Raw genomic sequence first — 18,026 nt, 5'->3', positions numbered from 1 at the left:
TAACTTGCACTAAACTATTTGCTATTTGTGTTGCAAATGGTGCAATTCCAATGGCAAAAGTCATAGTTACAAGATGTTTTTTTAATTTAAAGTTTTCTACTTTTAATTTTAAGTTTGAGTTACCAGCTGTGTAGTAATATAAAATTATAAAGAAAGTAATTGCTTGAGAAATAATAGTTGCTAGGGCAGCTCCCTTAACTCCTAAATTAAGTATAAAAATAAATACATAATCTAAGATAATGTTTGTACCACAACCAATTACCATTGTAAATGAAGACATTTTTGGATTTCCATCAGCTCTTACAGTACTATTTAGGGAAAATGAGAGTATGTTAAATGTACATCCTAATAAAATTATGTTTAGATATTCTTTAGCATAAAACAGTGTATTTTCACTGGCACCAAAAAGATTAAGTATTGGATTTGCACAGATAGTTCCCACTATGGCAATAGCTAGTCCAACTATTATACTTAAGGTAAAAGCATTTCCAAGAAGTTTTTCAGCTGTAGGTCTATTTCCCTTTCCTAAGTTTAGGGATATGTTAGCTGTGGCACCTATACCAATAAGCATACCAAAGGCTAAGATTATTGTCATAATAGGCATAGTAATACCAACGCCTGTTATTGCAAGGGAACCTATATTTGGAATATTACCAATAAACATTCTATCTACAATATTATATAGGGCATTTACTACCATACCAATGATGGCTGGAATAGAATATTGTAATAACAACTTTCCAATAGGTGCATCGCCAAGATGTTTTTGATTACTCATAAGTTGTCCTCCTATTTATGTATTATATTGTTTGTAATCTTTTGTAAAAATATTAATTATTCAACATCAATATTAAATTTATTAAACTCTTTTGATAAAAAAGATTCCATTCAATAAAGATACTTGTACATTATAGAGAAAAATATTTGCAAATACAACCTTTTTTTATTATGAGTTACGGGTTATAAATTAAGAATAATAAAAATAGCCTAGCATAGGATGTTATAGCTAAGGCTATTTTATCATTAATGTTTATAATTATAAGCGGTTAAGCATTCCATGAAGCATACTTGCATGTCTTGCTTCATCTCTTGCAGCATGATCAATAAATGTATAAAGTTCTTCAAGGCCAGCATCTTTTGCTTTTTGAGCTAGTTCAGCTTTAAATTTGTTAGCTCCAATTTCACCATTCATCATATTTGTAAGATTAGTTTTAGTACAGTCAGATATTTTACCAGTAAGTTCAGCATATTGAGCTGCATGTTCAGCTTCTTCCCAAGCAATAACTTTAAGTACTTCTGCAATTTCAGGATAACCTGAACGTTGAGCTACTCTAGCCATTGCTAAATAAAGTCCCACTTCAGCAGTTTCTCCATTAAATTGACCATTAAGGCTGTTTTTTAATTCTTCATTATCCTTAGCAACACCAAGTTGGTTTTCAATTACAAAACTTAATTTTTCCATAATATTATTCTCCTTTTACACTTAATAATAAATAGTATTACCAAAAGAGTTATTTTTAAATCAGCAAATTATAGATACTTATATAATGCATAGAGGGCTATTTTTATCTAGAGAAAGCATAAGAATAATATTAGAAAGTAATTATAAGAGGTGATAGGATATTGACAAAAAGGAAATGAATTATATATTGAGGGTATTTATTCAGAGAGGATTAGGGGTTTTAATGTTTCTTCTAGGTTCATGGTGGACAATGAATTTGCGGGCATGGGTATATTTTATTGGTTATTTTCTTATAACCATTATTTCCTGTTATATTATGCATAATGTAAATAAAGAAACATTGGCAGAGAGGGGAAAGATCAATACTGATTCACCTAAATGGGATAAGATTATATTGACAATATACTGGCTATTAACTTTCTTTGTTATATATCTAGTAGCAGGATTGGAAATGAACAAGGCAGACAAACCAGGAATTATATTTGCTATGGGTATTATCTTGCAGATACCAGTAACAATAATATCTTTAAAAGCAATGATGGTAAATACTTTTCTAGAGTCTACATCACGAGTACAATTTGATAGAAGTCAGATAGTGTGTAAGGAAGGGCCATATAAGATAATACGACATCCAACATATTTAGCTATCTTAATTTGGTGTATTTCAATATCCATGATATTTGAGACAAAGTTGGTGTTGATTATTTCCATAATAATTGCTGGTTTAATTGTAATAAGAACATATTTAGAGGATAAAATGCTTAAAGAAAAGCTTAAGGGATATGAAGAATATAGTCATGAAGTAAAATACAGACTAATACCATTAATTTGGTAATAAAAAAATCAATAGGTATAGGAGGTTTATTATGAGAATTAAAGAAGGAATATATAGCTTTAAAGTTAAGGAAAATAATTTTTACTCATCAAGATATTGACCATATAGGAAGTGCAAGTGAGATTCTAAAAGAAAGAGATAATAATATTAAGATGATATCTTTTCAAGAGGAGAAACCCTATATAGAAGGAACCAAAAAGCCAGTAAAGCTTTCTATGCTAGAACAATCTTTAGATTATTTACCTGAAAAGATGAATATGTTTTATGATAAATTAAAAATTTGCTTTGAAAAATTTAAAGTAAATATAAATGAAACATTATCTGATGGGCAAGTTCTTCCCTATTGTGGAGGAATTACTGTAATTCATACACCAGGACATACTCCAGGACATATATCCTTATACGTTAATAAATTTAAATTATTAATTGCTGGTGATATATTGGTGGTTAATGAAGGTACACTTTGCCCATGTGATAAAAGTCTTAATTATGATGATGCTTTAAATTATCAATCCATAAAAAAACTAACCAATTACGATATTAAGAAAGTAGTTTGCTATCATGGAGGCATTTATGAGGACAATGTAAATAGCTGTATAAGAGAGTTAGCAGGGAGGTAAATTTAAAGCTTACGAAAGAGGTTAAAATGTGCATATAAAAAGCATCAACTATTTGTTAACGGGTTTACTTTAGAGGTGCAAAAAATATAAATACAAGTATTTTAACATGAACTTTTACAACGATATTAACAAGAGAAAAGCTATGCTAATTAGTATAAATTAGCATAGCTTTTTGTTATTTTTATAATTAATTCTATTATTAAATACATTTTAAGACTATACTAATACTAAATTGTTACAATATTTTTAATAAATGATAATTATTTTTGCAACTTTAGATAAAAACTAACCGTCTAATAGGTATAACATTAATGTTTAATACTTAAGAAATTGAGGAGAGGTATAATGGAAAAAATAATTTCTTTGCCGTGGCAAAAAATAAAAGAAGAACCATTAGATATAACTCTAGCTAAAAAAGCTAAGAATGGTGATTCTGATGCATTTACAGAGTTATATAAAATTCACAAGATATATTTATATAAAATTGCTTATAGCTATGTTAAAGATGAAAATAAAGCTTTAGATATTATGCAAGAATGTGCTTATAAAGGTTTTTTTTATATTCATAAATTAAAAAATCCTAATATATTTAAGACTTGGATAACAAGAGTTTTAATAAATGTAGCTATTGATTATCTTAAAAAAGAAAGTAAGATTATATATCTTGATAATGACTCATCAATAGCTTGTGATGAAAAAGACATATCTTTAGAGGAAAAAATGGACCTATATAATGCTATTGACACATTAAAGGATAAATATAAGACTGTAATCATTTTAAGATATTTCAACAATATGAGCATTGATGATATTGCGAAAACTATGGAAATACCAAGTAATACTGTAAAAAGTCACTTAAGAAGAGCTAAAGAATCTTTAAGTAAAATTTTAAAGGAGGATTACTTATATGAATAACTCTAAATATAATGAAATTAATATACCTGACAATCTTGATGAAAGAATAGATGAGGGAGTTAAAAATGCAAATTTACAAAAAATTAAAAATAACAGACGTAAAAGGAATAGAGCAATTGGAACTATTGCAGCTAGTTTAGTAGCAGTAACAACTCTGGGGATAGTAAATCCAGCATTAGCTGCTAAACTACCTATAGTTGGCAGTGTATTTGAATCCATAGAAAAGAATATTCATTTCCCTGGAAATTACTCACAGTATGCAACGTCTGTAAATGAAACTGCGTATTCTAATGGTATCGGAATTACACTATCTGAAATATTGTGTGATGGTCAATCTTTATATGTTACCTATATTATTGAAAATGAAAAACCATTTAAATATACATCTTGGGGAGATTCAGGATTTATGGATATGAATCAGTTAATCACATCAGAATCTTACAATAAAGTTGATTTTACAGATGAGGAACTTGACAATAGTGGTTTCGCTGGTTTAGAAGGTAAGTTTATCAATGAAAATACCTTTATTGGAGTTCAAAAATATCATCTATCTTCGTTAAAATCAGAAATACCAGAGCAATTTATATTCCAAACTAAAATAAAATTAATTGAAAATTATGGAGTTAATGCAGGAGACATAAGTTCTTATAAATGGGGTACATGGGCATTTAAAGTACCAGTTACAGTTGATAAAAACTTAAGTAAAACAATTGATTTAGATAAACAGGATTTTGAATCTGATACAGTAAAGGTAAATTCAATGAAAATAACTCCATTTGAGATGATTGTTGATTTGAATTATAAGGAAGGAAATTGGACTGATTATAGAACAGTTATTTATGATGAAAATGGAGAAATTCTTCAATTTTCACAATCGACAGCTGACGAAAACAATAATACAGAGAAACTATATTTTGAATCACCTAATTCAGAATCGACTTCTATTAGAGTTGTAGTTGAAAAACCAATTTTAGGAGAGAAAGAAAGATGGGAAAATAAAAATGGAAATGGAGCAACATATGAAGAAATAGGTAAGGAAACTGTTTTTGATAAAGTAATACAAATAAAATAACAATAAGCATAAAAGGAATATTACTCAGATAGTCTTAAAAGAATATTAGAAAAATCACAAGAAAAATTTATCTTTATCTTTGATGAATGGGATTATATATTTAATAATAATCTTTTTGAAGAACATCAAAATGACTTTTTAGAGTTTTTAAGAAATTTATTAAAAGATAGATCATATGTAGCTTTAGCATATATGACATGTGTGTTACCTATTAAGAAATATTCTAGTGGTAGTGCCCTTAATATGTTTGATGAATATACATTTTTAAAAGATAGAAGCTTTAGTGAGTTTTTTGGATTTACAGAAGAAGAAGTTAAGAAGCTTTGTGAAAAGAATAAGAAAATGATTTTTTAATAGATGAAGAATTTAGAGCAGGGCAAAGAACTCCTCATACCAAGGAAGAGATATATTCTGCCATGATAGTTCTTGGTTTTCTATCGTATAATGACGGTTATATAAAAATTCCCAATAAAGAGCTTATGAAGGAATTTGAAAAGGCCTTAAAAGATAAATCATTTGGTTATGTTTCAGAAATAATAGAAAACTCAAAAAAAATGCTAAAATCAACTATATGAAGGTAAAACAGAAGTTGTTGAAAAAATACTTCATGATATTCATAATTCAGAAATACCAATTTTACAGTATAATGATGAAAATAGTTTATCTTATGTCATTACTTTAGCATATCTTTCAGCAAGAGACACTTATAGAGTAGAACGTGAAGAAAAAAGTGGAAAAGGTTATGCTGATTTTACCTTCCATCCTAGAAGAAAAAATGATCTTCCTTTCATAGTTGAACTGAAGAAAGATGAAATACCAGAAGTAGCCATAGAACAAATCAAAGAAAAAGAATATGCAGAAAAGTTTAGAAAAGAAAATAAAGATAAAAAAATTCTAGCAGTAGCTATTTGCTACGATTCCAAAACTAAAGAACATAAATGTAAAATAGAAGAAATATAAAAAAGCTGTAAGTGAAAAACAAAAGATTCACTTACAGCTTTTTATAATTCCGAAATAAGTTTTAGTATTTCATTATTAGTGTTATGCACATAACGTTAAGAATATTTTATTGTTTCAGCAAGCAATTTTAAAATATTTAGTTAAGTTATATTGAGCATATCTTTCATAATTCCGAAGCCATGAGGAATTATTACCTCTAGTATATAAAAGACTTGGATATAGGAGTAGACATTAGAAATGAGTTTTAGAATTTTATTCTTTGAATGATATATATTTCGTTAAGAAAGTGAGACTGTTTGAACGTAGTGAGTTTCGAACTTTTAGAAAGATATATCAGGCAAAGGATAAAAATTCTTAACGAAATTTATAGTCTACGGATATTTCCAAGTCTTAATATTTAGAATTTCTTTAGAAATACCAATCTTTTTTCTTAAGTTTTATCATTTATTATATAACCATACTAAGAAAAGGAAAGTAAACCAATGGAAGCTAATACTATACTTCAATACTTAGCACAATACGGAACATTATTCTAAATCTTACAAAATTCACGGTGTATTCATTTATAGCTATAGCTATTTATAATAGTATATTTATTTCTGCAGGATATTTACTGGGAAATGTGTATTTAAATATATGGGTTAGGAGGGATAAAATGTTATATTATAATAGAGGTAGTTAATAATGTTTTAATGAAAGAGGGAGTTTTATGAATCCATATAATATTTTAATAGTTGAAGATGAAGTTGATATAGCTAGAGCAATAGAAGCTTACTTAAATAATCAAGGATATAAGACATTTATGGCAGGTAATGGCATAGAAGGGTTAGAGGTTTTAAGCAAGGAAGAAATACATTTAGCAATAGTGGATGTAATGATGCCAAAGATGGATGGCATAACTTTTGTCATGAAGCTTAGAGAAAAATATGATTTTCCAGTGATAATGTTATCAGCAAAATCAGAAGAAGTTGATAAAATAATGGGCCTTAATATAGGAGCAGATGATTATGTTACTAAGCCATTTAGACCATTAGAGCTTTTAGCAAGGGTAAATTCACATTTAAGAAGATACTCAAGATTTTTAAATATGGTAAAGCATGAAGAGGAAAATACAAATGTATTTGAAGTTGGTGGTTTAGAACTTAATACTGATACTAAGGAAGTAATTCTTGATGGTAAAAGTATAAGGATGACACCTAGTGAGTTTAAAATTCTTGAATTACTTATAAGAAATCCAGGTAGGGTTTTTTCAGCTGAGGAAATATATGAAAGAGTATGGAATGAACAGGCCATTAATACAGATACAATAATGGTTCATGTGAGAAATATAAGAGAAAAAATAGAAATTAATCCGAAAAAACCAAAATATTTAAAGGTGGTGTGGGGAGTTGGATATAAACTTGAAAAGCAATGAAAAAAAAGATAATAAGATTTTAACAAGCTTGATAATTATATTAATACTATTTATAGCTTCTGTAGGAATGTTTAAAACATATCCTTTTATAAGTAAATTAGCAAAAAATACTCAGGGAAATTTTTTTGATGAATATGATTTTGCTACTGCTTTAACAGAATTAAGCTATGTATTAGATTATAATATTGAACAGCAAAGCACAGAAGAAAGTATTGAGCCAAAGGATATATTTATTAATGAAAGTAATTTGAAGTATTTACTAGGTGAATCAGGAATTTCAAATGTAGAAGATGTGTATATTGATTTTAATAAATCTTTTGACAGATGGGATTCAAATTTAAAAAGTAATTATAAGAATCTTAATTATTTTGCTTTAAGTAAAGAAAATGGAGAAGTTAAAACTAATATTAAAGATGAGATTAAAGTTACAGATGATAGAAAAATAGATTTATCTTCATTTGATATAGATAAATATAGATTTGTTGCAGTAATTGATTTTGATGAAAATGGTGATGTGTCTTTAAGCAATGTAAAGGGAGCAAGTGAAGATAGCTTATCTTCATATATATATAATTATAAAGATAATGTTAATGGGCAAGTAAATAATATTATTGGGCCTATCAAAAATATGACTTATGTATTTGCTGTGCCAACTGAACTAGTTTATTCAGATCATCTTTCATGGAATATAGACAATGCTTCATATTATGGATATGAAAGTTATGGAACTTTAATTAGTGCAAGTATTATAGCCATAATATTATTAATAGCTTTAATATTCCCATATAAGAAGGTTAAAGATTTTAGTGTTATAAAAATACCATTTGAAATTTGGTTCATTATTATAAGTTGTGATATAGCATTATGGATTGCAGCAGCTGAAAGTATGATAAGGGTATCGTATTTAAAGGAGTTACCTATAATAAAGAATCAGATAGTATCTGAGGGCATGGTAAGTACATTTAATATAGCTGTATGGTTTGGAATTTTTGCCATAGCTTTCTTTGGAATGACAGTAATAAAATCAATATTTAAAATTGGCTTTAAGGAATATTTTAAGACAAGAAGCATAATTGGTGGAATAATAGTTTGGTTATATAGATATATTAAAAAGACAGTAAACTATATAACAGAAATAAATTTAAATGAAAATAATAATAAGTATATTCTAAAGCTTGTGTTAATAAATGCAGGAATATTGTTAGTTTTATCTTTTATTTGGTTCTTTGGAATTCCCTTTATAATCATATATTCGGTAATGTTATTTATTTTAATTAGAAAATATGTAAATGATATTAGTGGGAAATATAAGAGATTAACAGAAGCTACTAATGAAATAGCAGAAGGGAATCTTGATGTAAAGATAGAAGAAGACTTAGGAATATTTAATCCATTTAAAGATAATTTAGAAAAGATTCAATGTGGATTTAAGAAAGCTGTACAAGAAGAAGTTAAAAGTCAAAGAATGAAAACAGATTTAATTTCAAATGTGTCTCATGATCTTAAGACGCCACTTACAGCTATAATAACATATATTGATTTATTAAAGGATAAAAATTTAAGTGAAGAAAAACGAATAGAATATTTAGAGGTTGTAGATAGAAAATCACAAAGACTTCAAGAACTAATTGAAGATTTATTTGAAATGAGTAAAGCCAGTAGCGGAAATATAACATTAAATTTTGAAGATGTGGATATTGTTTCTTTAATGAAACAGACATTGTTTGAACTTGATGATAAGATTAAAGAGTCTTCTTTAATAATAAAGAGTAATTTTCCAGAAGAAAAGATACTGCTTCAATTAGATAGCCAACGTACTTTTAGAACTTTTGAAAATATTATTATAAATGCAACAAAATATGCTATGCCTAATAGTAGAGTATATTTAGATATCATAGAACATGAAGATAGTGTTGAAGTCATAATGAAGAACATGGCAGCGGAAGAAATTAAATTTGACCCAAATGAAATAGTAGAAAGATTTGTTCGTGGTGATGAGTCAAGAAATACTGAAGGATCAGGATTAGGTCTTGCCATTGCAAAGAGCTTTGTGGAAGTACAAGGTGGAACCTTTAGAATTGAAATTGATGGCGATTTATTCAAAGTAATAATGAAATTTAAAAAATAAGATTTTAAGAAGCGGAATTTATTGATTCTGCTTCTTTTTTGCTTAATAAAGAAAAATCGATTCCAAATACTTCATTATTAAATTAAATACATCATTTTAGTAATACTATAAAGAAAATCATAAACAATAGAAAAAATAGGAATGTTTTTAATATTAATAATATATATGTATATTAGGAGGTGTGAATGTGGAAGAAATAAATAGTTATAATGAAAATTGTTTCGAAGTATTCTTAGGAGAAAAAATGATAGGAGATGTTACTGACTTACTAATAAGGACAATACAATATTTAAAGAAAATTGGTAAAATGGTCAAATTAAGTGGTGTTGATGAAAAAAATATGCCCATGGTAGAAGTTGATGGTGAAATGTATTATTTTAAAAAAGTAGGTGAACATAGTGAAAGAGCTAGATTTATAAGACTAGTAGATGAGGAAAAGGAATTAGAAAAAAATAAATGAAAGAAAGTATCATGTTTTATAAAGTTAAATGCCCACAGTATTTATATTAATTCTGTGAGCATTTAATTTTATAAACCAGCTATAGCTTTTAAAAAATATTTATGAAAGCTTGTGTTAGAAGTTAGTTCAGGATGAAAGGAGGTAGCCAACATATTATTTTCTCTTACAGCTACAATATTATTATTTACTTTTGCAAGTACAACTACTGAATTGTTAACTTCAGATACATAAGGAGCTCTAATAAAAACTAAATCTAATGGATTGCTGTCAACTTCATCTAATTTAGATCTTCAACAGTTTTTACCAGTACTCCATCATATCCTAATTCATTTATATGATGTATATGTTCTTGGAAGCCACCTTGAAGGGCTAGGACACCTATTTTCATTTTACCAGCCTCTTTCTTCATATTTAGTAGTTATTTCACTATAATTAATGCCGCTTATTGCCTTGCCTAAGTCTTCAGATACTTCTGCTAATTTAATAGGATCATTATAATAAGTTGTAGCAAGAACTATAGCTCTAGCTCTTTTTTCAGGATCGCCAGATTTAAATATTCCAGAACCAACAAAAACGCCTTCACTGCCTAATTGCATCATTAAAGCAGCATCAGCAGGAGTTGCAATACCACCAGCAGCAAAATTAACCACAGGAAGTTTTCCATTTTCCCAAACATATTCTATTAAATCATAAGGAGCATTAAATTCTTTAGCTAAAGTCATAAGCTCTTCTTTAGGGGAATTCTTAACTCGTCTTATATCATCCATCATAGTTCTCATATGTGTTACTGCTTGAACAATATCGCCAGTACCAGCTTCACCTTTAGTTCTAATCATTGAAGCACCTTCACCAATTCTCCTAAGTGCTTCACCTAAGTTTCTTGCTCCACAAACAAAAGGTGCTTTAAAATCGTGTTTATTTATATGGAAGCTATTATCGGCAGGAGTAAGCACTTCACTTTCGTCAATATAATCTATGCCTAAAGCTTCTAATATTTGCGCTTCAACGAAATGTCCTATTCTAACCTTTGCCATAACAGGAATAGAAACAGCTGCTTGAATTTCTTTAATCATTTTAGGATCAGACATTCTAGCAACACCACCTTCTTTTCTAATATCAGAAGGAACTCTTTCTAGAGCCATCACTGCACATGCTCCTGCTTTTTCAGCAATAATAGCTTCTTCTGGAGTTGTAACATCCATAATTACTCCACCTTTTAACATTTGGGCTAAATTTTTATTTAATTCATATCTACTCATAATAATTCTCCTTTTAATAAAAAATGTAAAATATAGCAATAATTATAAAAGAGAAAAGTTTTTTGGCAAATGTATCCATACAAAAATCATATGATTTAAATAAAATTTAAATATTATTTATCATTATATGGAGAATAGTAATAAATAGCCATATAATATAAATATATAAGGAATTTAATGGTAAAAATAAATACTTATTTGAGAGTAGGTGAAGTAATAGTGGAGAATATTAGATATATCTTTGAGATATCCATACCTGTATATTTAATGTTTTGCTTATTATACAAAATTTATAGGGGAAAACGAAAATTAAGCTTAAGAGATTATATTTTTGAATTTGTTTTCGTTGTCTACATACTATCAGTGCTGGTGCTTTTTCAAATTCTCCCTATAAATATAAGCGATTTTAAGGCAGTAAGTATTACGCCAAGTATGCTTCCTTTCCTAACTATCTTAGGCGGAGATGGTGGTGGAGTAAGTGATATAGTAACTGAAATACTTTTAAATGTAGTATTCTTCATTCCTCTTGGGATTTTATATCCATTAATTATAAGGAGGAGAAAAGGAATTGTGAAAAGTATTACTTTAATAAGTATTACATTTTCCTTATTTATAGAAGTAATGAAATATTGTACTGGACGGCATTTTAATATTGATAATATTATATTTAATATTATAGGTGCTATAGTAGGATATTATATATATAGATTAGTAGAGAAAATTAACTTTATTAATTTAAATAAATAAAATATTATTGACTAAAATTTGGTTGTATTAGATAATTAATATATAGATAAAAATATAAGAAAGATAGTGATGAGGAAGAGTATTTAAAGATATTGTTTTTTAGAGAGCTAAGGGATGGTGGGACTTAGTAATGATTCTTTTTAGAAGCAGCCTCTGAATTGCTTAACTGAGAACTAAGACTAGAGCTTAATGTAGGTTTAGACGTTACCTTTACGTTATAAAGGAGGAAATAATTATTATTTCCACTGAGTGAACAATTTTATTTTGTTTATGAGGGTGGTACCGCGGAATTACAGCTTCGTCCCTTTTTAGGGGAGGAGGCTTTTTTTATTGTATAGAAAAGATATTAATTAATTTGGAGGTATGAAAATGGAAGAAATTTTAGAGATATTGGAGAAAAATTTTAGGTATACCGATGAGCAAATTGCAGTTATGGCTGGAAAAACTGTTGAAGAGGTAAGAGAGGCTATACGTGATTACGAAGAGAAAAGTATTATTGCAGGATATACAACGCTGATAAATTGGGAAAATACAGGGAAAGAAGTTGTTACAGCATTAATACAGGTGAGGGTTACTCCTCAAAGGGGAGAAGGATTTGATAAAGTTGCAGAGAGAATATATAGGTATGATCAGGTAAAAGCATGTTATCTAATGTCTTCTGGTGGTTTTGATTTAACTGTTATAGTGGAAGGGAAAACTATGAAAGAAGTAGCTACTTTTGTAGCACAAAAGCTAGCAGTACTTGATAATGTAGGAGGAACAGCAACACACTTTGTATTAAAGAAGTACAAGGATCATGGAACAATATTTAAGGAAAAGAAGAATAGTGATAATAGGGAGGCTATATTTATATGATACTAGAAAATATGATTAGAAAAGAAGTAAAGGACATGCCTCCTTCAGGAATAAGAAAATTTTTTGATATAGTAAATGAAATGGAAGATGTTATTTCATTAGGTGTTGGAGAGCCAGATTTTGTTACACCATGGAATATAAGAGAAGCGGGTATATACTCGTTGGAGCAAGGAGATACTCACTACTCCTCTAATGCAGGATTTATTGAGCTGAGGGAAGAAATAGCTAAATATTTAAAAAGAAGATTTGATTTATCATATAATCCATCAGATGAAATACTTGTTACAGTAGGAGGAAGTGAAGGAATAGATATTGCTTTAAGGGCATTGGTTGGTCCAGGTGATGAAGTTCTTATTCCAGAGCCAAGTTTTGTGGCATATAAGGGATGTACTACTTTTACAGGTGCTAAAGCAAATGTATTAGAGTTAAAGGCAGAAAATGATTTTAAGCTTACAGCTGATGAACTGGAAGAAGCCATTACAGAAAACACCAAGGTAGTTATCATACCTTTTCCTAATAATCCTACAGGGGCAATAATGACTAGGGAAGAATTAGCACCTATCGTTGAAGTTTTAAAGAAAAAAGATGTAATAATAATATCAGATGAAATATATGCAGAACTTACTTATAATAAGGAGCATGTATCTATTGCTAGTTTCCCAGAAATAAAGGATAGGACTCTTGTGATTAATGGGTTTTCAAAGGCTTATGCCATGACAGGTTGGAGACTTGGATATGCTTGTGGAAATAAGGTGTTAATAGATGCTATGAAAAAAATACATCAATATGCAATAATGTGTTCGCCAACAACAGCACAATTTGCTGCTATAGAAGCTTTAAAAAATGGTGATGAAAGCGTTAGTGAAATGGTAAAAGAATATAACAGAAGAAGAAGAGTATTGGTAGATGGATTTAGAAAGTTAGGGTTTGAATGTTTTGAGCCTTTAGGTGCATTTTATGTATTCCCATGTATTAAGTCTACAGGACTTTCATCTGAAGAATTCTGTGAAAAGCTTCTTTTAAAAGAAAAAATTCTTACTGTTCCAGGCAATGCTTTTGGAGAGTGTGGAGAAGGATTTATTAGAGCTTGTTATGCATCATCAATGGAAAATATTTATGAAGCACTTAGAAGGATAGAGCGCTTTGTTAAAGAAGAACTTTAGTTAATTAACGCTACGCTAATTAATTAAGTCGAGCGTAGCGTTATTCACTGATTAACTAAAAAAGGATTGGAAGTGAAAGATATGTGGATTTTATATGCCTTTGGATCGGCACTTTTTGCAGGAGCAACATCAATTCTTGCCAAAATAGGTATTGAGGAAGTTGATTCGCATTTAGCAACAGCATTGAGAACCATAGTAGTTCTTGTTTTTTCATGGCTGATGGTATTTATTGTAGGATCACAAAATCAGCTTACAGCTATAAGTATTAAAAGCTACGTATTTTTAATATTATCTGGTATGGCCACAGGAGCGTCATGGCTATGTTATTTTAAGGCACTTCAACTTGGAGATGTTAATAAGGTGGTGCCAATAGATAAATCCAGCACTATTTTAACAATGATATTGGCATTTGTTTTCTTAAAGGAAGATATAACAATACCAATGATAAGTGGAATGATAGCAATAGGGATAGGAACATATCTAATGATTCAAAAGAAAGAAGAAGAGCAAAAGCAAGTTAAAAATAAGATATGGCTTATATATGCAGTCTTATCAGCAGTATTTGCTTCCCTTACTTCTATATTGGCTAAAGTTGGAATTGAAAATGTAGAATCAAATTTAGGAACAGCAATTAGAACTATTGTAGTACTTATTATGGCATGGATTATTGTATTTTTACAAAAAAAACATGGACAAGTAAAAAATATAAGTAAGAAGAGTTTTGTGTTTATTGGCTTATCAGGAATTGCCACAGGAGCATCTTGGATTTGTTATTATAAAGCTCTGCATGATGGGTTAGCATCTATTGTTGTGCCTATAGATAAGTTAAGTATTTTAGTAACAGTAGCTTTTGCATATATATTTTTAAGGGAAAAGTTATCCAGAAGTTCAATGGTAGGACTTATTCTAATAACAGTAGGAACATTAAGTTTGCTAATAAAGATGTAGATATAATTGTATAAATTAGTAAGATGAGCAAGTAGAAATATATTTACAATAAATTACAAATATGTATTTTTTCGATTGTAAATATATATTATAATAAAATATGTAAAGGGTATAAATATAGAATTTAGGGGGAAGAATTTATGAAGATTAAATGTGTAGATAATACTTTATGCTCAACATTGACATTAGACAAGGAATATCTAGTTATAGAAGAAGCTCCAGAATATTATGTAGTATTGGATGATGTTAATAATGAAACAACATGCAAAAAATCAAGATTTGTAATAGTTGAAGATGGTGGAATAACTAAGAAACTAAAAGCTACATTAACAGAGTTAAATTATCAAATTGATAATGACTGCAAGGATATTAAGCAATTTAAAATAAGAAAGAATTCAAAAGGTGAAATAAAAGAAATTTCAATAAAATTTAAATATGATATATAAAAATAGCTATATGGATTAACAAAAAAGAACTCTTGATTATTCAAGAGCTCTTTTATTGTATATAAGATTATTTTACACTTATTTTTACTGTAGCACCGCTATTATTAAGGTTTTGTTTAACAATTTCAATATTTAGTCCAAGTTTTGGTAATATAGTTCCTAAAGTTGGAATTTCGCTATTTGTATAATCATTAGTATCTTTAAAAGTTCTATGGATGCTTCTATGATTATCTATAGCTTTTCTTCCATAAGTTTCTGTGGCATCAACCACAAATTTGCTGCCAAGCTTCATGCTGAATGCTGCATCATGCATTTGATAGCTATTTGTAGTGAAAGCAGCAGTTTTATCTTCAAATATCCAATAGCTATTCTTTTGGTCAGCATCAATTACTGATAAATAACCTCCACCTGGATGGTTAGCACCGTGATTATCATTATAAAATTCATTTACATACCATACAACCATACCTGGATCATAAGAAATTAAAGTACCTAACCTATTAACATGAGCTAGAGAAGTATCTACACCAGAGTGATTTCTCCATTCAACAAGATAATAGTTTGTTGCATATTCAACACCTTTATCTTGAGTGAAGCCATCTAAAGTAAATTTATCAAGAATTTCTGCATCGTCAGAGAATATTACAGAATCATTATCTGTTATAGTTATATCATCAATATAGAAACCTTGTCCAAATGTATAAGAATCTGTTTCATATTCAAATTTAAGTTCGATGGATTTTCCAGCATAAGCAGTTAAATCAAAAATACCATCAACCCAACCATCTGAAGTTCCTGTGATACCATGGCCAACTAAAATATCAGCACTAGGATTATGATCAGTTGTAGTTATATTTCCAGGTAATACAGTCCAATCTTCAGAACCAGTTTCTCTAATTTGAACAGTACCAAAATCCCATCCTTCTTCAATATCGTACCATGTTTTGAAGTTAAGTACTGGATTAGTAGTTGTAGTAAGATCAACAGTTGCTGTCATTGAGTTTTGAATAGGAGTTCCATCGCTTCCTTTTCCACCCCAGTAAGAATATTCACCACTTGTTGGAGTATTAATTTTATATTCTACATCAGGTAAATTTATTCTAAGTACATCACCAGTTTCTGCAGCTGAATTTATAGTGTATTTAGTACCACGTTTTGAAAGAGCGGAATAGTCTATTACTGTTTGATTTTGCCATCTTCCACCATAAATATTTTGGAATAATTGTCTAGAATATGGACTTATTCCTGTTGGTTCTGTTCCAGGGATTGCTCCACCCCAGCTACCAGATGACATTAATGACCAAAAAGCAACTGGTTCACTAGAAGCACTACTATAAATTGTATCATATTCATCAGGTGCACCTAAGTCATGTCCAAATTCGTGGCAGAATACACCAGCAGCACCATCTTCAGGTTCTATAGTATAATCATAAGCATAGTAAGGTCTTGTATTTCCATTTTCATCAGTATATTCAGTACCTTCAATTGGATATAGTCCACCAAGATTCCATCTGTGAGACCAAATTGCATCACTACCTTGTGCACCTCCACCAGCTTCTTCACCAACACCAGCATGAATAACGATTAGATAATCAATCATTCCATCAGGTTCATTATAATCACCATCTCCATCTAAGTCATATCGATCAATTTTATCAAATTCACTTAAATCAATGGTTGGGTCATTAGCAAGGTTATTAAGTGTTTCCATTACAATCTCTCTTGGTCTAAGGTCATTAGATCCACCAGATGATTCACCATAATAAGCAGCATTTTTAGAAACAGAGTACCAATCAGTAACAGTACCATTAATATTTAAAGTACCACCAGATTGTTCATTATAGAATTGCTTTAAAGAAATTAAATTTTCACCATTAGGTCCTGTATAGCCATTATCACCAAAAAGCATATCTTGATAATGTTGTTTATCATAATTTTCATAATACATATCTGATTCGTCAGGTGTTATAGAATTATGTTTTACATCATTGTATTCAACCATAACAGCCAATACATTTATATTAGTAACCTTATTAGTTTCATCTTCTAGTCCATAAGTTGAGATATCATCATTAGCTAATGTTTCCTTTGCTCTTGCTTTTAAATCTTTTTGAAGTTTAGTAAGTGGTTCATCATTTTGCTCTTTGAATGTTTCCATAAAAGCAATAAATGCTGCATGAGCTTCTTCTAAAGTTGCATTTTCTGAAAGCTTGCCTTCTTTTTTTAACATTTCAATTATTTTTTCTTCATCTGCTAAAGATGCATCCATTGGACCACCGTTAACATAAGAGCAATTACCACTTTTATTAATTTCAGTAGCAACAGTTGAATTTGAGTTGTTTACAGTATTTGCAGTTGTAATTATTGGTGCAGAAACTACAAAAGTTAGCGCCATACTACTGCAAATTATTTTTGAAAGTTTCTTTTTTAACATAAGGTCATCCCCAAAATTTTTTATGTTAAGCATTAAAAATATTATACGCCTATAAGCAATAAAATTCCAATATTTACTTAATAAGTATAATATGTAAATTTATTGATGAAATTGTAAACCTTATACTTTTTCAAGAAACTTATTTTTACAAAGATTGTTATATAGAATTAAAGAAGATGATTTTAACTTAGAAAGAAGAAAAAGTTTTTGTTGTATTAATATAATATATGTGTTATATTTAGTGAGCAGTTGGTACGTAAAGTGCTGATAAATGATAGAGACTGGTTTGTCCTCGCCGGGTTACCAGT

Annotated in this window: 18 protein-coding genes, 1 pseudogene and 1 other annotated feature; of the genes and pseudogenes, 13 read left to right on the top strand and 6 right to left on the bottom strand. The window is 29.1% G+C overall.

Annotated elements, in window-relative coordinates; all coding sequences use genetic code 11:
• Both Q5O44_RS00815 and Q5O44_RS00810 read right to left on the bottom strand, forming a co-directional pair.
• A partial coding sequence (locus Q5O44_RS00815) for an MATE family efflux transporter (protein WP_302637049.1) occupies window positions 1-778 on the bottom strand: 778 nt, incomplete at its 3' end.
• Window positions 779-1,036: 258 nt separating this feature from the next.
• Window positions 1,037-1,462, bottom strand: coding sequence for a ferritin family protein (locus Q5O44_RS00810; RefSeq protein ID WP_022166483.1), 426 nt, complete (start codon window positions 1,460-1,462; stop codon window positions 1,037-1,039).
• A gap of 223 nt (window positions 1,463-1,685) precedes the next feature.
• Between Q5O44_RS00810 and Q5O44_RS00805 the strand changes: the two genes are divergently transcribed.
• The 8 genes and pseudogenes from Q5O44_RS00805 to Q5O44_RS00770 all read left to right on the top strand — a co-directional run bounded on the left by Q5O44_RS00805 (window position 1,686) and on the right by Q5O44_RS00770 (window position 9,866).
• On the top strand, window positions 1,686-2,297 hold the full coding sequence (locus Q5O44_RS00805; protein ID WP_302637047.1) for an isoprenylcysteine carboxylmethyltransferase family protein: 612 nt from the start codon (window positions 1,686-1,688) through the stop codon (window positions 2,295-2,297).
• A 53-nt stretch (window positions 2,298-2,350) separates the two neighbouring features.
• Window positions 2,351-2,917 (top strand): MBL fold metallo-hydrolase, encoded by a 567-nt coding sequence (locus Q5O44_RS00800; protein ID WP_291662978.1) that lies wholly within the window; start codon window positions 2,351-2,353, stop codon window positions 2,915-2,917.
• 345 nt (window positions 2,918-3,262) lie between these two features.
• Window positions 3,263-3,832: a sigma-70 family RNA polymerase sigma factor gene (locus Q5O44_RS00795; RefSeq protein WP_022166480.1), complete on the top strand. Its 570-nt coding sequence runs from the start codon at window positions 3,263-3,265 to the stop codon at window positions 3,830-3,832.
• Window positions 3,825-4,904: a DUF4179 domain-containing protein gene (locus Q5O44_RS00790; protein WP_022166479.1), complete on the top strand. Its 1,080-nt coding sequence runs from the start codon at window positions 3,825-3,827 to the stop codon at window positions 4,902-4,904. Before Q5O44_RS00795 ends, Q5O44_RS00790 begins: the two co-directional genes overlap by 8 nt.
• A gap of 30 nt (window positions 4,905-4,934) precedes the next feature.
• A pseudogene (locus Q5O44_RS00785) lies at window positions 4,935-5,864 on the top strand (PD-(D/E)XK nuclease domain-containing protein); the annotation flags it as partial.
• A gap of 709 nt (window positions 5,865-6,573) precedes the next feature.
• A complete protein-coding gene (locus Q5O44_RS00780; protein WP_022166477.1) occupies window positions 6,574-7,278 on the top strand; it encodes a response regulator transcription factor in 705 nt (234 codons plus the stop codon).
• Window positions 7,253-9,406 carry a HAMP domain-containing sensor histidine kinase gene (locus Q5O44_RS00775; protein WP_022166476.1) on the top strand — a complete coding sequence of 718 codons (2,154 nt, stop codon included), beginning with the start codon at window positions 7,253-7,255 and terminating at the stop codon, window positions 9,404-9,406. The genes Q5O44_RS00780 and Q5O44_RS00775 overlap by 26 nt, the downstream gene beginning before the upstream one ends.
• A gap of 187 nt (window positions 9,407-9,593) precedes the next feature.
• Window positions 9,594-9,866 carry a hypothetical protein gene (locus Q5O44_RS00770; protein WP_022166475.1) on the top strand — a complete coding sequence of 91 codons (273 nt, stop codon included), beginning with the start codon at window positions 9,594-9,596 and terminating at the stop codon, window positions 9,864-9,866.
• A gap of 68 nt (window positions 9,867-9,934) precedes the next feature.
• Here Q5O44_RS00770 and Q5O44_RS15190 read toward each other — a convergent pair whose 3' ends face one another.
• The 3 genes from Q5O44_RS15190 to pdxS are packed head-to-tail and all read right to left on the bottom strand — an operon-like array spanning window position 9,935 to window position 11,125.
• Window positions 9,935-10,108 (bottom strand): hypothetical protein, encoded by a 174-nt coding sequence (locus Q5O44_RS15190; protein ID WP_366934336.1) that lies wholly within the window; start codon window positions 10,106-10,108, stop codon window positions 9,935-9,937.
• Between the two features lie 35 nt (window positions 10,109-10,143).
• Window positions 10,144-10,254, bottom strand: a complete 111-nt coding sequence (locus Q5O44_RS15185) for a glutamine amidotransferase (RefSeq protein WP_022166474.1) — start codon at window positions 10,252-10,254, stop codon at window positions 10,144-10,146.
• A gap of 1 nt (window position 10,255) precedes the next feature.
• On the bottom strand, window positions 10,256-11,125 hold the full coding sequence (gene pdxS, locus Q5O44_RS00760; protein ID WP_022166473.1) for a pyridoxal 5'-phosphate synthase lyase subunit PdxS: 870 nt from the start codon (window positions 11,123-11,125) through the stop codon (window positions 10,256-10,258).
• A 219-nt stretch (window positions 11,126-11,344) separates the two neighbouring features.
• Here pdxS and Q5O44_RS00755 point away from each other — a divergent pair, with 219 nt between their 5' ends.
• From Q5O44_RS00755 to Q5O44_RS00735, 5 genes are all read left to right on the top strand, one after another.
• Window positions 11,345-11,872 carry a VanZ family protein gene (locus Q5O44_RS00755; RefSeq protein WP_291662965.1) on the top strand — a complete coding sequence of 176 codons (528 nt, stop codon included), beginning with the start codon at window positions 11,345-11,347 and terminating at the stop codon, window positions 11,870-11,872.
• 57 nt (window positions 11,873-11,929) lie between these two features.
• Window positions 11,930-12,181, top strand: a binding site (T-box leader).
• A 60-nt stretch (window positions 12,182-12,241) separates the two neighbouring features.
• On the top strand, window positions 12,242-12,727 hold the full coding sequence (locus Q5O44_RS00750) for an Lrp/AsnC family transcriptional regulator (protein ID WP_022166471.1): 486 nt from the start codon (window positions 12,242-12,244) through the stop codon (window positions 12,725-12,727).
• Window positions 12,724-13,890: an aminotransferase class I/II-fold pyridoxal phosphate-dependent enzyme gene (locus Q5O44_RS00745; protein WP_022166470.1), complete on the top strand. Its 1,167-nt coding sequence runs from the start codon at window positions 12,724-12,726 to the stop codon at window positions 13,888-13,890. The genes Q5O44_RS00750 and Q5O44_RS00745 overlap by 4 nt, the downstream gene beginning before the upstream one ends.
• A gap of 81 nt (window positions 13,891-13,971) precedes the next feature.
• Window positions 13,972-14,838, top strand: a complete 867-nt coding sequence (locus Q5O44_RS00740; RefSeq protein ID WP_022166469.1) for an EamA family transporter — start codon at window positions 13,972-13,974, stop codon at window positions 14,836-14,838.
• 140 nt (window positions 14,839-14,978) lie between these two features.
• A complete protein-coding gene (locus tag Q5O44_RS00735; RefSeq protein WP_022166468.1) occupies window positions 14,979-15,284 on the top strand; it encodes a hypothetical protein in 306 nt (101 codons plus the stop codon).
• Between the two features lie 67 nt (window positions 15,285-15,351).
• Here Q5O44_RS00735 and Q5O44_RS00730 read toward each other — a convergent pair whose 3' ends face one another.
• Window positions 15,352-17,718, bottom strand: a complete 2,367-nt coding sequence (locus tag Q5O44_RS00730; protein WP_022166467.1) for an immune inhibitor A domain-containing protein — start codon at window positions 17,716-17,718, stop codon at window positions 15,352-15,354.
• Window positions 17,719-18,026 lie beyond the last annotated feature (308 nt).

The organism is Clostridium sp. CAG:221 (assembly GCA_000435835.1).
Taxonomy (GTDB): domain Bacteria; phylum Bacillota; class Clostridia; order Clostridiales; family Clostridiaceae; genus Clostridium.
Note: the sequence above shows the minus strand (reverse complement) of the source record. Positions and strands in the feature narration are given on the sequence as shown.

Bases quoted from the DNA above. Each gene is read 5' to 3' on its own strand.
- Q5O44_RS00805 (WP_302637047.1), top strand. From the start codon at position 1,686: ATGTTTCTTCTAGGTTCATGGTGGACAATGAATTTGCGGGCATGGGTA.
- Q5O44_RS00780 (WP_022166477.1), top strand. From the start codon at position 6,574: ATGAATCCATATAATATTTTAATAGTTGAAGATGAAGTTGATATAGCT.
- Q5O44_RS00735 (WP_022166468.1), top strand. From the start codon at position 14,979: ATGAAGATTAAATGTGTAGATAATACTTTATGCTCAACATTGACATTA.
- Q5O44_RS00790 (WP_022166479.1), top strand. From the start codon at position 3,825: ATGAATAACTCTAAATATAATGAAATTAATATACCTGACAATCTTGAT.
- Q5O44_RS00745 (WP_022166470.1), top strand. From the start codon at position 12,724: ATGATACTAGAAAATATGATTAGAAAAGAAGTAAAGGACATGCCTCCT.
- Q5O44_RS00730 (WP_022166467.1), bottom strand. From the start codon at position 17,718: ATGTTAAAAAAGAAACTTTCAAAAATAATTTGCAGTAGTATGGCGCTA.
- Q5O44_RS00750 (WP_022166471.1), top strand. From the start codon at position 12,242: ATGGAAGAAATTTTAGAGATATTGGAGAAAAATTTTAGGTATACCGAT.
- Q5O44_RS00810 (WP_022166483.1), bottom strand. From the start codon at position 1,462: ATGGAAAAATTAAGTTTTGTAATTGAAAACCAACTTGGTGTTGCTAAG.
- pdxS (WP_022166473.1), bottom strand. From the start codon at position 11,125: ATGAGTAGATATGAATTAAATAAAAATTTAGCCCAAATGTTAAAAGGT.
- Q5O44_RS15185 (WP_022166474.1), bottom strand. From the start codon at position 10,254: ATGAAAATAGGTGTCCTAGCCCTTCAAGGTGGCTTCCAAGAACATATA.
- Q5O44_RS00740 (WP_022166469.1), top strand. From the start codon at position 13,972: ATGTGGATTTTATATGCCTTTGGATCGGCACTTTTTGCAGGAGCAACA.
- Q5O44_RS00795 (WP_022166480.1), top strand. From the start codon at position 3,263: ATGGAAAAAATAATTTCTTTGCCGTGGCAAAAAATAAAAGAAGAACCA.